Source organism: Tenacibaculum piscium (genome assembly GCF_021390755.1).
GTDB lineage: Bacteria > Bacteroidota > Bacteroidia > Flavobacteriales > Flavobacteriaceae > Polaribacter > Polaribacter piscius.
On record NZ_JAJGWR010000001.1, the window covers coordinates 473,264 to 487,570 of the forward strand.

10 protein-coding genes and 1 other RNA gene are annotated in these 14,307 nt (G+C 26.9%); 7 read left to right on the plus strand and 4 right to left on the minus strand.

All coding sequences use genetic code 11. The features are described 5' to 3' along the window. Positions 1–326 precede the first annotated feature (326 nt). Genes L0U72_RS02240 through L0U72_RS02260 form a run of 5 tightly spaced genes read left to right on the plus strand, consistent with a single transcriptional unit; the run spans position 327 to position 6,566 of the window. Positions 327–1,466 carry a cysteine desulfurase family protein gene (locus tag L0U72_RS02240; RefSeq protein WP_233898295.1) on the plus strand — a complete coding sequence of 380 codons (1,140 nt, stop codon included), beginning with the start codon at positions 327–329 and terminating at the stop codon, positions 1,464–1,466. Further along, a complete protein-coding gene (locus L0U72_RS02245; protein ID WP_233898296.1) occupies positions 1,459–3,732 on the plus strand; it encodes a DEAD/DEAH box helicase family protein in 2,274 nt (757 codons plus the stop codon). Before L0U72_RS02240 ends, L0U72_RS02245 begins: the two co-directional genes overlap by 8 nt. Continuing rightward, positions 3,729–3,950 carry a hypothetical protein gene (locus L0U72_RS02250; protein ID WP_232124684.1) on the plus strand — a complete coding sequence of 74 codons (222 nt, stop codon included), beginning with the start codon at positions 3,729–3,731 and terminating at the stop codon, positions 3,948–3,950. Before L0U72_RS02245 ends, L0U72_RS02250 begins: the two co-directional genes overlap by 4 nt. A gap of 1 nt (position 3,951) precedes the next feature. Beyond that, positions 3,952–6,078 carry a hypothetical protein gene (locus L0U72_RS02255; protein ID WP_233898297.1) on the plus strand — a complete coding sequence of 709 codons (2,127 nt, stop codon included), beginning with the start codon at positions 3,952–3,954 and terminating at the stop codon, positions 6,076–6,078. Continuing rightward, the gene (locus L0U72_RS02260) at positions 6,078–6,566 is read left to right on the plus strand and encodes a hypothetical protein (RefSeq protein WP_232124682.1); all 489 of its coding nucleotides are present in this window, start codon (positions 6,078–6,080) and stop codon (positions 6,564–6,566) included. The genes L0U72_RS02255 and L0U72_RS02260 overlap by 1 nt, the downstream gene beginning before the upstream one ends. Before the next feature lie 62 nt (positions 6,567–6,628). Here the strand turns inward: L0U72_RS02260 and L0U72_RS02265 are convergent, their stop codons facing one another. The 4 genes from L0U72_RS02265 to ssrA form a co-directional block, all read right to left on the minus strand. Beyond that, positions 6,629–7,756 (minus strand): phosphoadenosine phosphosulfate reductase domain-containing protein, encoded by a 1,128-nt coding sequence (locus tag L0U72_RS02265; RefSeq protein ID WP_232124681.1) that lies wholly within the window; start codon positions 7,754–7,756, stop codon positions 6,629–6,631. A gap of 2 nt (positions 7,757–7,758) precedes the next feature. Next, a complete protein-coding gene (locus L0U72_RS02270; RefSeq protein ID WP_233898298.1) occupies positions 7,759–10,983 on the minus strand; it encodes an ATP-binding protein in 3,225 nt (1,074 codons plus the stop codon). Further along, positions 10,970–11,869, minus strand: coding sequence for a DUF4007 family protein (locus L0U72_RS02275; RefSeq protein WP_233884054.1), 900 nt, complete (start codon positions 11,867–11,869; stop codon positions 10,970–10,972). Before L0U72_RS02275 ends, L0U72_RS02270 begins: the two co-directional genes overlap by 14 nt. Before the next feature lie 283 nt (positions 11,870–12,152). Then, positions 12,153–12,546, minus strand: a transfer-messenger RNA (tmRNA) gene (gene ssrA / locus L0U72_RS02280). A 252-nt stretch (positions 12,547–12,798) separates the two neighbouring features. Between ssrA and L0U72_RS02285 the strand changes: the two genes are divergently transcribed. Together L0U72_RS02285 and L0U72_RS02290 are read left to right on the plus strand one after the other, a co-directional pair. Continuing rightward, on the plus strand, positions 12,799–14,010 hold the full coding sequence (locus tag L0U72_RS02285; protein WP_233898299.1) for an NAD(P)-dependent oxidoreductase: 1,212 nt from the start codon (positions 12,799–12,801) through the stop codon (positions 14,008–14,010). 72 nt (positions 14,011–14,082) lie between these two features. After that, complete coding sequence (locus L0U72_RS02290) at positions 14,083–14,298, plus strand: DUF3820 family protein (protein ID WP_101916447.1); 216 nt, start codon at positions 14,083–14,085, stop codon at positions 14,296–14,298. The last annotated feature ends 9 nt before the right edge of the window (positions 14,299–14,307 follow it).

Sequence of the window (14,307 nt, forward strand, 5' to 3'; positions counted from 1 at the left end):
TTAGTAGATAACAGTAGTTCAACAAACTGTCAACAAGTTTAAATTATTTTATTGTTGACGGATTGTTGAACTACTGTTTTTAGCTTGCGCCCTTTTGTAGTATTGGTTTTAGTGATTTATTCAACAGTACAACATGAATTTTAGTTTATCTATTTTAGTGTTGTTATTAAATAGTAATTTCCCGAAAAAGCAGAATTTATCTAAATTTATAGAAAATAGTATAAAAAAGATACATTAAAAATTAAACTTATTCTAATAGAAATATTTTGACATCTACTTACTATTACTTAGATTTATAGACTTTATCATAATTAAACTACAATTTTTTGGATTTACTAGAAAACGAAATAACATATTTAGATACAGCATCAACAACAAAAACAGATGCTAGGGTACTTAAAGAAATGATTCCATATTTCACTGAATATTATGGTAATTCCTCAAGTAAGCATCATTTTGGTGTAAAAGCAAAAAATGCGATTGAAAAAGCTAGAGTTCAAGTTTCAAATATTCTTAATTGTGATAGTAAAGAAATAATATTTACCTCTGGAGCAACTGAGTCAATAAACCTTGCTATAAAAGGGTTTGTAGAATCTAATTCAGATAAAGGAAATCACATTATTACTGTAAAAACAGAACACAAAGCGGTGTTAGCTACTTGTGAATATTTAGAAACTAGAGGATATGAAGTTACGTATTTAGATGTTGATGAAAACGGTGTTATTTTATTTGACCAATTACAAGAATCTATAAAAGTAACCACTTCGCTATTAGTAATTATGTATGTAAATAATGAAACAGGAGTAATTCAACCTATCAAAAAAATAGGGAAGTTTGCTAACGATAATAATATCACTTTTTTCTGCGATGCCACGCAAGCAGTCGGTAAAATTAATATTGATGTTGAGAATCAATATATTGATATGCTTTGTTTTTCTGGGCATAAAATTAATGCACCAAAAGGTATTGGTGTTCTTTATAAAAGAAAAGAAATAAGATTAACGCCTTTATTTCACGGCGGTAGTCAAGAGAACGAATTAAGAGCAGGAACATATAATACACCTTCTATTGTCGGCATAGGAAAAGCATGTGAAATTGCTAAATACGAAATGAAAGAGGTTCATTTACATATGAATAAATTAATGGAATATTTGATACATAAACTAAGTGAAATCACAAATTTTTCGATAGTATCAAGTGAAAAATTAAGAGTTCCAAATATTATAAATTTAATTATTCCTGAATTAGAATCGGATATTTTTATTGGTCGTTTTAAAAATATTTCAGTAAGTAATGGCTCGGCTTGTAATTCTGAATTATTAGAGGAATCACATGTGTTAAAAGCGATGAAACCTAATGGATTTAATAAGAATAATTCGCTAAGAATATCAATAGATAAATTTTGTTCAATAGAAAATATTGATTCATTTTGTTTTGCTTTGAAAAGATATTTAAAAAATGCTTAAAAAAGTAAATTGGGCAATAGATAGAGATTATAAAACAGGAAGCGAAGACGAACCGTTACAATTTTATTTAGATGCCTTATGTAATAGTACAACTTTTGATTTATTATTAGGATATTTTAGTTCTTCAGCTATTAAATTATTGTCATTAGGATTTGCTAATTTTATTTATTCTGGTGGTAAAATGCGAATAGTTATTAATAATGTACTTTCAGAAGTTGATAAAAATGCCATTGCTAATGGACAAAATAAAGATTTTATCTCTACAAGATATAATCTTGAAAATATTAAAGATTTACATAAGTCTTTAGACGAAAATAGCACGCATTTTTTTGAGTGTTTTTCTTGGTTAATTCATCAGAATAAAATAGAGATTAAAATTATAAAACCTAAAGGAACTAATGGAATTTCTCATTATAAATCAGGAGTTTTTTCAGATGGAAAAAATAGCATAGGATATAAATCTTCTTGTAATTTTACGTATTACGGTTTTATTGAAAATTTAGAAGAATTAGATTGTCGTATGTCTTGGGATGATGAAAGGTCTAATAAAGTAATAGTAAAGCAAATTAAATATTTTGATGAGGTTTTTTCAGGGAATTCTAAAGAAGTAGAATATCTAGATATTGAACAAGTAAAAATTGCTATAATGGATGAATTTGGAAATAAAAATATAAAAGAATTATTAAAGAAAGAAAAAGAATTATTAAATAAAAAAGATAAAATTTTTAATAATCCTAAAATAAAAGAGTCTATGAATTTTGCTCTTGAAAAAATTAATAATTTCGAAAGAGAAGAGGATTTACCGCATTTTCCATATTTTGACAACAAGTTAAGTAAGCCTAGAGAATATCAACAAAAAGCATATGAAAAATGGGTTGAAAATGATAGGAAAGGGCTTTTTGCAATGGCTACAGGAACAGGTAAAACAATTACGTCTTTAAATTGTGTATTGAATGACTATACAATAAATAATTATTATAAATTTATTGTATTAGTTCCCACAACAGCATTAGCTAAACAATGGATTGATGAAACAAAACGTAAATTTAATTTTTCGGAGACAACTATTTGCTGTAGTATTAATAATAATTGGAAAGATGAACTCAAAGCTATAGGTAAAAATGTTGTTTTTCAGCGAGAAAGGAATTACGCTATCATAACAACTTATGCTACTTTTAAAGGTCTTAATTTCCAAACGATATTCAAAGATTATTTTTTAAATGATTTTGATAAAATAACAATGATAGCAGATGAAGCACATACGATGGGGTCTCAAGGTTTTTTTAAAGTCTTGCCTAATTATTTACAGAAACGTATTGGGCTATCAGCAACACCAGAAAGACAGTTTGATGAGGTAGGTAATCTAACTTTAAATAAATATTTTTCAGTTTCTCAAGATGAATATACTTTTGAGTATAATATGAAAACAGCTATTGAAAATAAAATATTATGTAAATATTATTATTATCCAAAAATAGTTAGTTTAGAGCAAAGTGAGCAAGATGAATATTTAAAAATCTCTAAAAAATTACTAAAATATATAGATCCTAAAACTGGTAAATATAGGGAGTCAGATTATGTAAATAGTTTATTGATTAAGAGAAAAAATATAATACATAAGGCATCTAGAAAAGTGAATGAACTTGTTTCGGTAATTGAAGAAATAGGTTCAGAAAATTTCAATAATGCATTTATTTACGTACCAGAAGGTATAGAGGTAGATTATGTTGATAATGATGAGTCTTTTGATTTAGAAATTGATAATGATAGATTAATAGATAAATATATTTCTGTGTTATATAATAGGTTTCATTTAAGGATGGCTAAATTTACAGGTGAAACTAAAAATAGAGATCAAATATTTGAACAATTTAAAGCTGAAAAAATAGATGCTTTACTTGCTATGAAATGTTTAGATGAAGGTGTAGATATACCACAAACTAAATATGCTATTTTTTGCTCTTCTACAGGAAACCCAAGACAATACGTACAAAGAAGAGGTAGAGTACTACGTAATTTTAAAGGTAAAGATTCTGCAATAATTTATGATTTAATTGTAAAACCAACTTTAGATTATACGAATACTGATGAAAAACTTTCTAAAATAGAAAAAAATATATTTAAAACAGAATTAAGACGCTTAGTAAATTTTGCGGTATTAAGTGAAAATAAAGACTCTTGTCTAAAAAAACTTGAAAAAATGTGCTATGACTTAGATATAGATATTTATGAATTAGCGAATAAAGAACTTGAAAATTATAAATGAAAATGAAATCATTAAACGACTCATTAAGAGAAGAATTTAATAAAATTTTAAAAGAAGACACAATAAATGAAAAGGTAGAATTAGATAAATTAGATCCTATAATTTTAAAGAAAGCTTTTGATGTTTTATTATTATTTAAATATAAATCAGACTTAAAAGACAAAGCACGAGGTGAATTTGAAAATTATTTAATTAACGACCTTAAAACTTCTAATTAAAATGATAATTAATAAAGTAGAAATAGAAAACTTTTTTTGTTTTGTAAACCATAATGAATTTCTTTTTGAAGAAGGTCTAAATATAGTTTCTGCAAAAAATTCTGGAGGTAAATCTCATTTGTTTAATGCTTTTCATTGGACATTTTTTAATAACGTGTACGTTGATAAAGAAGATGATTCTACAAAAAAAGAATGGAGGTCAGCTGATAAAATTATAACATTACCTGACTCTATTATATCTGAATCAAATATTGATGACTTAAATAAAACAGCTATTAAGATTACACTTACAGCTGAATATCATCAAAATGAAGAACCAAAAGGAGAGCTTGTAGAATATCATTTTGAAAAAGAAGTTTCTTTTAGAAAAGGAACAGATAATATTTTTCCTATATCAAAACCTGAATTACAAATTTGGTATGTGAAAGACGGTGAGACAAATTATCTAGATAAAGGTGAACATAAGTGGTTTTTAGACCATATATTTCCTGTTAGTATAAGAAAATTCATGTGGTTTCAGGGAGAAACAGTTGATGAATTATATGATTTTAGTAATCCTTCAACTTTAAATTATGCTATAAAGGAAATTTCTTATTACCCTATTTATGAAAATCTTGTAAATGTAACAAAAGCTTCAGTTACTAGTATAGAAAAGAAGGTTGATAAAGAATTAACAAAAGCAAAAAAGTTTACTGTAGTACAAGAGAAAATCATTTTAGATATTGATGAATCAAAAAGGAAGATTTCATCTTATGATGATAAATCTATAGAGACAAAACAAGAATTATTAGATTTAAAGGAATCAATTTATAAGGAAGAGAATAAATTAAAAGGGTTTGAGAAATATTCAGAATTAAAAATTAATTTAAATAAATTAGAATATGATATAAAATCTGTTAATGATAAAATAGATTATTTATCTACTTCTGGTAAAGAGAAGTTTATTTCAAAATGGATGCTAAATAAATGTGATGACTTAATAAAAAACTCATCCAAAAATCTAGATGTTTTAAGTAAAGAGATTAAATCATTTCAAAAATCAGAAAACCCAGTTCCAATTACTTTACCTGGACCTGAATATGTACAAAAAATGTTAGATGATAATATTTGTTATATATGTGAAAGAGCTGTAGAACATGATACTTTAGCATATCATGCATTAGAGTCACGAATGGAGGATTTTAAAAATAATCAAATTCAAAAAACGCTATCAGATAATTTTACTGAACTTAACCGATTTAAACGAAACTTATTAAGTGAACTACCAAATATCTCAAAAGAAGCTAAAGAAAATGATAATGAGATAGAGAAACTTATAGAAAAAAGAAAAAAACTAGTTAAACGTAAGGACAATCTTTATATTGAATCGGGAATTGAAAATCGTTCTGAAATTACTACTGGGTCAATAAATGCTGAACAAGTATTGAATAAAATTAGAAGTTTAAATTCAAGTAAATCAAGTACAGAAAGAAAGGTTTTAAATTACAATAATGAGAAGATTTTTGAAGAAAGGAATCTGCAAGAATTATTAGAGCGTAAAGCTAAAATTATTCAAATTGATGACTCAACTAATATTCCTGAAATTCAAGCAAAAAAATACATTAATGTTATTAATATAGCTTTAGAAAGATTAAAAAACAAAGCTTATTCTAATTTAATAACAGAGATAAGTAAAGAAAGTAATATACTATATTCAAAATATTTAGGAGGAAATCCTCAAGGGGAGATTGAAATAGATAAAGGTGTTAGAATCATTGATAAAGAGACAAGAAAATTGTTAACAAATTTAAATACAGCAGAACTTACAGCTCATAAACTAGCAGTGGCGAATGCTTTTTTATCTTTGAGTGAAAAAAAGATGAATCGTTCATTTCCTTTATTGGCAGATGCACCAACCTCTCAATTTGATGATGAAAATACATTATCTTTAACTAAAAATCTTTCAGATTCATTTGGTCAAATTATAATAATGTCTAAAGATTATAATAAACTTAAAGGAGAAAATAGGAATAAATTTATTACTGAGGCTAAAATTAGTAAATATTATGAGTTAAATAATGACCTAATTAATAAAGCAGGTGTAGATTCTAGAATAAATAAAAAAACTTATATCAATACAATTAAATAATGGAAAAGCTATTTGTAGAAATTAATAAGAGAAAGGTTCATTATGGCAGTTATGTTGAACAAATAAGAGATTTATTTGCTCGTAAGCAGGAATCTTTAAAGAAGAACGATGATAAATTCTTTTCAAAATATTGGCAAGTGTATGCTTGGTCAGCTATTATTGGATTTATTAATGATAAGAGAGAAATAAAGGCTAATTTACACAATAAATCATCCTTTGAATATCAGATGATAACTAATGGTTCTGATTCGATAGCTCATGCGCTATTATTAATGGCAATAGGGAAAATTGATGCTGAAAAATCTGAAGACTTTTTAAAATCGCGTGAAATTCTAACAATTATAAGTGAATATGCTGAAGGCGGAGCAAAGCATATATTAGAAATACGACAGACTCCTGGATATGAGAGGAAATTCAACAGTCCAGATGATTTTTTAATGGAAGTTGTACAAAGAGATAAAGTAAAAGCATCTTTGGTTGCTCATTAAAATATCTAGTCTTTTATAAAAAACATACCTATATTTAATTAAATAGAGGTATGTTTTTTATATTAAATAAAACAACTAGCACAGCCTTCACCTTCAGCGTCTAATATTTCATCTTGCCAAGACTGTCCTGTTCTAGATTTCTTTTTTTGCCTGTTCATTCTTAAAAAATGTTCTTTTTTTATAGATGCAACACGCTCGGGTTTATTAAGAACCTCTAAAGATTCTGCCATCCAAGTATATCCTTCTTTTTCATATTCAATTGCTTTTGCATATAATTCAGGATGTTGCTCTAATAACCAAACCCATTCTATTTTTTGCTGATAAAAACAAAAGAAACAACCAGAACGACTTCTAGAATACGTTCCTTTTTTTATTTCTCCATCAATTTCAACTTGATATTCAATAGGTTTGTAATAAGCAGGAATACCAACTCCTGATTCTTCCAAAATTTGAAAAACATCATCAATCCCAATAATTTCATCATTTTCAATTAAAGGAAATACCTCTAATTTACCAATTGGATAATCGGTAGTTTTTAGAAATTCAAAAACTACTTTATTGAACAATTTTAAATCGACATCCATTAAAGCATTTAGCTTCTGTGTTTGCGTAAATTTAGGAGAAATAGGTTGCTCAATATATTGTAATGCATTCGCTAATACATTTTCTTCTGCATAATTATTATAATAACCTTTAAGGGCTTCTATATTTGAATTAGATAATAATTTTTTGATAACATCTTCACTCCAAATATTCTTTCTAAAAGGAAATATAGTTTGTATATTTTCTTTTTTAGAAATATAACCCTCTCTATTTTCATCGCCTCTAATTCCAACATAAGAAATAGTAGGTTCATCTCCAACATAAGATTCAAAAGGTTGTAATTTCATTTTATTAGTACACCATCTAGCAGTTGCAGAAGGTAAGTAGCCTCCATACATTGCTAAAAAATGGTCAAAAGGATTTTTCATTGGAGAATTATCCTCATTCATAGATTTGTATAACTCAATATCTTTACCTAAAACAGAATTTAACCGACCTATTAAATCATAGGTTTCTTTGAGCTCTTTTCCAGTATCACAGGTGTAATATTCTGTATCAAGTTCTGGATATTTTTGACTCATATAGATAGCTAAAGCAGCGCTGTCTTTACCGCCTGAAATACCTAATAAATGTTTTACCTTTTTCATTGTTAAATATGCATTTCTTTAGATAATAATTCAATTAAAAGTTCTTTTCTTTTAGCTATATCTAATTTGTTAATAGTGTCACTTATCGATTTTTTGATTGATTTAAACTCTTTAGAAGTATTTGTATTTACAACTAATGTATTATCAATAAATTCTCCTGTTTCGCCAAAAAATCGAATAGAATATAAAGTTTCTTTATTAGAGTTACTATTAAAATCACGAATTTCAGAAGCTTTTATCAATCCTAAAGATAAATCTTTTATTGAGTTCATTAATAAAGGCTCTTCTTCATCGATTAATGTATCTAAACCTTTACCTAAAGCAACATCAGCAACCGATTTAATCCAACTTATTCTATCATCTAAAGGAGATATTAGTCGCTTATAAAAAACATTCTGTGTTTTACCTAAAGTAGCAGGGTTAATTCCATTAATTTTAGCTTGAATTTCATCTTTATAAACATCAAAATTAGATGATTTACAATAAAAAGAAGCTGTTATTGTTTTTTCTACTCTATTTAACAATTCACCATAAGCATTTCGTATTTCTCTAATGGCATCTTGTGTGTGATTAGTAAAAGATTGAAGTACTTCGGTGTCTTCTTTTATAGCTAAAGAGTGAAATCCTAATGCGGTAGGAAATAAATTAAATAATGCATCTTCTGGGTCTTTTGCAATTAGAATAGCTTCTCTTAATTTTGTAGCTTTTATTGATAACTTGCTTGTTTTTAGTGTGTATTTATTTAATCCTCTTTGAAATTTTAAAAAGTTTCCAAAAATAGCTAAAAAAGTAGATTGTGTACCTTTTAAATTTGAATCACCAATTTGAACTAATTCTTTATAACTTTCTAATAAATTAACTTTTAAGCCAGAAACATCGTAGCTTTTAATTAAAAAATCTTGTGGTTTTTTATAGATTAAATCGATAGTATCATCTGTAATGAAAGGGACAAATCCTCCGTTAGTATGAAATAAAGCATAATCTTCTTTTTTAGCAATTAAAAAGATAGGAATCCAAAAAGTTATAAATCCTTTTTTTAGCTTGTATGGCTTTTGTTCTAGTATTTCATAAAACTCAAGCAAGTTTCTTTTATTAGATAACGAACTTTTTAAAAACTGTTCAGATAAATTCCATAAATCATATAAATTACTATTTTTATCTGGTTGATTTAATTCATAATAACCTAATTTTTCATTTTTCTGATGAATACCTGACTCTTTCAATAAGCTAATATAAATTGCTTTTTGGGGAGGGAATTTATCTGTTGGGAAATTTAAATCTTTTAGGTGTTTATTTGCAAGTAAACTTCTCGTTAAGTATTTTCTTGCAGTATTGATAGGAGTACTTAGAAATTCTTTATTTATAAGTTCATTATTGAAAATTGGTGTTTTTTCATAAATTTGGTAACATATTTTAGTTAGCCATTCATACAATTTATGTTTACTTACAATTGGCATTATTTCGCCATTATTAATCCAAATATTTTTATCATTATTAAATAATTGATTAATAACAAGATTTTCTAGTTGCTGTAAATGAAATTTACGTTCAGAATTTAAAAGTTCTAAAGCATTTTTATCATTTTGATGTTTTTCTAATAAGTGATTAAACTTAAGAATCATCAAAATTTCATTTTTAATTTGTGATGAGTTTTTATATAAAACAAAAATGTTAGCAACAAATTCCTTTGATTTATTTTTGACATCAGAAATATTCAAGTCATCAAAAACTAAATTAATATAACCATCGATAATACCTTCAGGTTTTGTTATTTCTTGAAATCTATTAAATATTCTATATTCAAAAAAACGTCTTGTACCTGTTTCAAAAGAATATCTTTTAACAAGTAAAACAGGTAAGTTTATAAGGTTTTTAATTTCTGAACTAATAGAAAAGTTTGGGTTAATTTCTCGACTAACAGTAATTAATTCTTGTTCAAGGTCTAAATCTGTTCCTTCTAAGAAATTTATTTTATTACTATGTTTATAAAATCTAATTATCCCAGCTTTTTCTAGTTTTTCTAAAGAAGATGATACATTACCATTTTTAGTTAAGCTAAAATAATTAGTTATAAACTCTTTGTCAAAAAGCCCACCTATTTTAGAAAAAATATTTACTAACCCTATAGTTTTTATAACTTTAGAAACCTGTAAATAATCTTGTTTAAAGATTAATTCGGCTCTTTCTAAAGCTCTAAACGTTGTTAGCCATTGAGTTCTGTGTGGGTTGTTAGAATTATTAATTTCTGTTGATAAAGTATTTACTAAATAATCATATACATTAGAAACAGTATAAAAATCGTCATCTAATTTATGAATAGAATAGTCTGTCGTATCATTTAAAAATGAAAATAAAGACCGTTCATTTTGACCGTAACGTTGCAAAGATTTAACAAGAATATTTGAAGATAGCCAATCTAGTGGATATAAAGATGCTGTTAATTTTTTATTTACTAATTTATTATGACTAACGAGTTTAGAATCTTGAATTAATAGCGATAATTTTTTAAAATCACCTTGAATACTCTTAGGTAGTGAAATTTTTTTTAATTTTTTACTAGCAAAATAAATAAGTTGTTCTACGGGTTCATTAAAAACTAAATCAACAAAACGACCTTTTACTTTTTCCCATTCAGATTTATCTTGACTAGACAAATCATTACCATAACTAGCAAAATTTTGATGTAATGTTATTATAAAATAAGTATCATTTAAGTCATTATTTGCCCATTCTGAAATTTGTTGAAGTAAAAATAATTCATCTAAAGAATTATTTTTTGAGGCATATTCTAAGAGTTTTCCAAATTCATCTATAACTAAAACAATACCCTTTTTAGCTGTTTCTGCTTTTTTTCTTATCTTTTCTAAAGCAACAATTATTTTAGAGTTATTAATAACTCCATCAATTTTTAATTTCTTACCTATTACATTTAAAAGAGAATCATTTTCTCCTATTATTTTAATGAAATCATAATCTATTACATTATTTTTTTCAGCGTCTATATTATTAAAAAATATTTTTTCTCGCTTTAAATTTTTTTCAAGAGCCCAGATAAAAGTTGATTTACCTGTTCCATAATTACCAATTAAATTAAATGATTTATTTGCACTGTGATTATTAATAAAAATTCTATCAAAAATTTCTTTAGTATTTGGTGTAACTACGTAATCTATTAGTTTAGATTCGTCCCTAACGATATTGGTTGAAATATTATTACTGTACTCCATAGTGTTTTTTCAAAAGTTCATTTTTAAACTCTACCGAGTTATTTTTAAATTGTATTTGTCTAATTCCTGCATCATCTTTATAAATAAATTCTTTATGTTTTTCACATAATTTATCTATAATAATTTCTAAACCTTCATTAGATAAACATAAATAAGCTCCAACTTCTTTTCTGATATTGTCATAACTTACAGAGCTTTCATTGTTGAATTCATTTAATAAACAGTATCCAAAAATTTCACAAGAAAGACTATCGTGGTTATTTCTATTTAACCTGTAAACGGTTTGATTTGCATTATTTTTTCTGCCTGTATCTACGACTAAATTTAGGCTAAGTAGCGGGGTATTAAAATCATCTTCTATTGTTTTGTCATTTTTAATAGGCGAAACGTATGTTCTAATAAATACTTTAAAATCTGAATTTAAAGTTTTTTCAGCGACTTCTTTTAGGTTTTTATCAATAAGTATTCTATTGATGAAATTAAAAATCTGATATTCAGAAAACTCTAAAGTAGCTTTGTCTGAAAAGTAATTAGAAAATATTAATTTAAAAATTGATGCGTGATTTGTTTTGCATAAATAATATTGTAGTAACCATAAAGAACCATCATTTTCTAAATAAGGGTCTAGTTTTTTTGTTACAAAAAGCAAGTTAGCAAATTCACTTAGATTATTTTCTTTATTTAAAATACCAAAAGCTTTTAGCCAATGATGAATTGATCTAACCATATTTTTACCAACACCTAATAAAGGTATTGCTTTTTCTTCGTTTGAAAAACCCTCAATCTCTTGATTTTTAATTAGTTCTATTCCTTTTAAAATCCATTGTTCTTTACAATGAAAAGTGTCATGTCCTGAGAATCTATAAGACTTTTGATTTAAAATCATATATTTTAATATATATTAATTACAGTGCAATTTAATATATATAATTGAATATGGATGAACTTATCCATATAGATTTTTTTTGTAATTTTTTTAGACTAAAGTCCCTTAATAATATATCAAATACTTTTTAAACTTAGTTAGATATGAGGCTGTTTTAAGATTTCCCTACACAAAAACACTACTTAAATAGTACTAAGAAAAGAGTTTAGTTAGTATTTTTTTTGACACCTAAATTGACACCTAAAAATAAAAACCCTGTAAACACAAGGCTTACAGGGTGTAATTGTGGAGACGCCGGGAATCGAACCCGGGTCCAAACAAGCAGTTCAAATGCTTTCTACATACATATTTCTTTCTTAGTTTTCGACTAGTAACTGATTAAGAACAATCTGTTAAAAGCTTATCTTCTTTAGTTTCAAAAACCTGCCGAAGCTTCAGGTTTTCTATATTTACTTTTACGATATCCAAAAGTGAAGCGCCGTAAATCAAGGCTATTCGTGGACATAAAGCTTGCACACCTTGTGTGCCTAGGCCAATCCTACTGTGATTCGGATTAAGCAGCTAAAGCGTAGTTATTCTCGCCGTTTAAAAAGTTGAAATAAAGATTAACGAGTTTCTATTCACTGCTCGGCATGCTTACATTATCGCTGATCTCGCTGTCAAAACCAGTCGTCCCCAAAATGTTAAAAAGTATACCTTTAAATATACCTTCAAAAATAATATTATTATTAATATCTTTGAGCAAATAGTTGTTTTACAAGGTGAAAAACAAATTTAGTAATCCAAATTATTTAATAAAAATACATTTAGGAAATGCAAAGATAACAAAATACTATTTGTACAATACATTTAAATCAAGTATTTTCGCTTAAATTGTTATATTTTTAACAATTATAGTTTATTTGTTTAATTTTACACAAAATACATACATGAAATTCGGAATTATTAAAGAACGTAAAAATCCACCAGATAGAAGAGTTGTTTTTTCACCTGAAAAATTACAAGAATTTAAAGAGCAATTTCCATCCGCTGAAATCGTGGTAGAAAGTTCCGATATTCGTGTTTTTAGTGATGAAGCGTATCAAAAAGTAGGTATAGAGGTAGTTACCGATATGTCAGATTGTGATGTATTATTAGGTGTCAAAGAAGTTCCTTTAGAGGCTTTAATTCCGAATAAAAAATATTTTTTCTTTTCACATACAATTAAAAAGCAACCTTACAATCGCAAGTTGTTACAAGTAATATTATCCAAAAATATTCAAATGTATGACCATGAAACCATTATCAAAGAAGATGGAGCTCGATTAATTGGTTTTGGTCGTTATGCAGGTTTGGTCGGCGCTTACAATGGTTTTAGAGCTTTGGGTTTACGTGAAAAATTATTCACTTTACCAAAAGTAGAAACACTTACCGATTTAGATGCTGTAAAATCGGAATTAGATAAAATTACGGTGCCAAATATCAAAATTTTATTAACAGGAACAGGGAAAGTAGCACAGGGAGCAAAAGAAATTTTAGAGCATCTGAACATAAAACAAGTAAGCGATGCTTTATATTTAACGGCGGATTTTACCGAGCCTGTATATTGTATTTCTGATGTGATGGAATACAGCAAGCGTATCGATGGAAAAGTAGGGAATAAGTTTGCTTTTTATAAAGATGCAACGGGTTATGAAAGCAATTTTATGCCGTATGCGAAAGTAACAGATTTCTTTATCGCAGGTCATTTTTATGGCGATGGCGCGCCGTATTTATTTACTCGAGAAGATGCAAAAAATCCTGAGTTTAATATTAAATATGTCGCTGATATTTCTTGTGATGTCGATGGTCCAGTAGCTTCAACAATTCGTTCTTCAACAATTGCCGAGCCTATTTATGGTTACAATCCTCAAACAGAAAAAGAGGTTAATTTCACTGATGAAAATGCTATAACGGTAATGGCGGTGGATAATTTGCCGTGTGAATTACCAAAAGATGCGAGTGAAGGATTTGGAGAAATGTTTTTAAAAAATGTAATTCCAGCTTTTTTCAATGATGATAAAAACGGTGTTTTAGAACGTGCAAAAATGACGACAAGCGAAGGGAAATTAGCTGAACGTTATGCGTATTTACAAGATTATGTAAACGGAATATCAGAATAATAAAAAAGCATAAAAAATAAGAATAAAATCCCGCAATTGCGGGATTTTTTATAAGTAAAAAAAGTAAAATAGATGTTACCAGATAAACAATTTTTAATGGATACTGCTCAAATGAGAATGCCTTTTGGAAAATATAAAGGCTATTATTTAGATAATTTGCCCGAACATTATATTGTTTGGTATAAAAACAAAGGGTTTCCTGCAGGAAAATTAGGTAAAATGATGGGTTTGGTTTATGAAATGCAATTAAATGGTTTAGAAGATATTTTACGAAAAATCAGAAATTAATTTTTGATA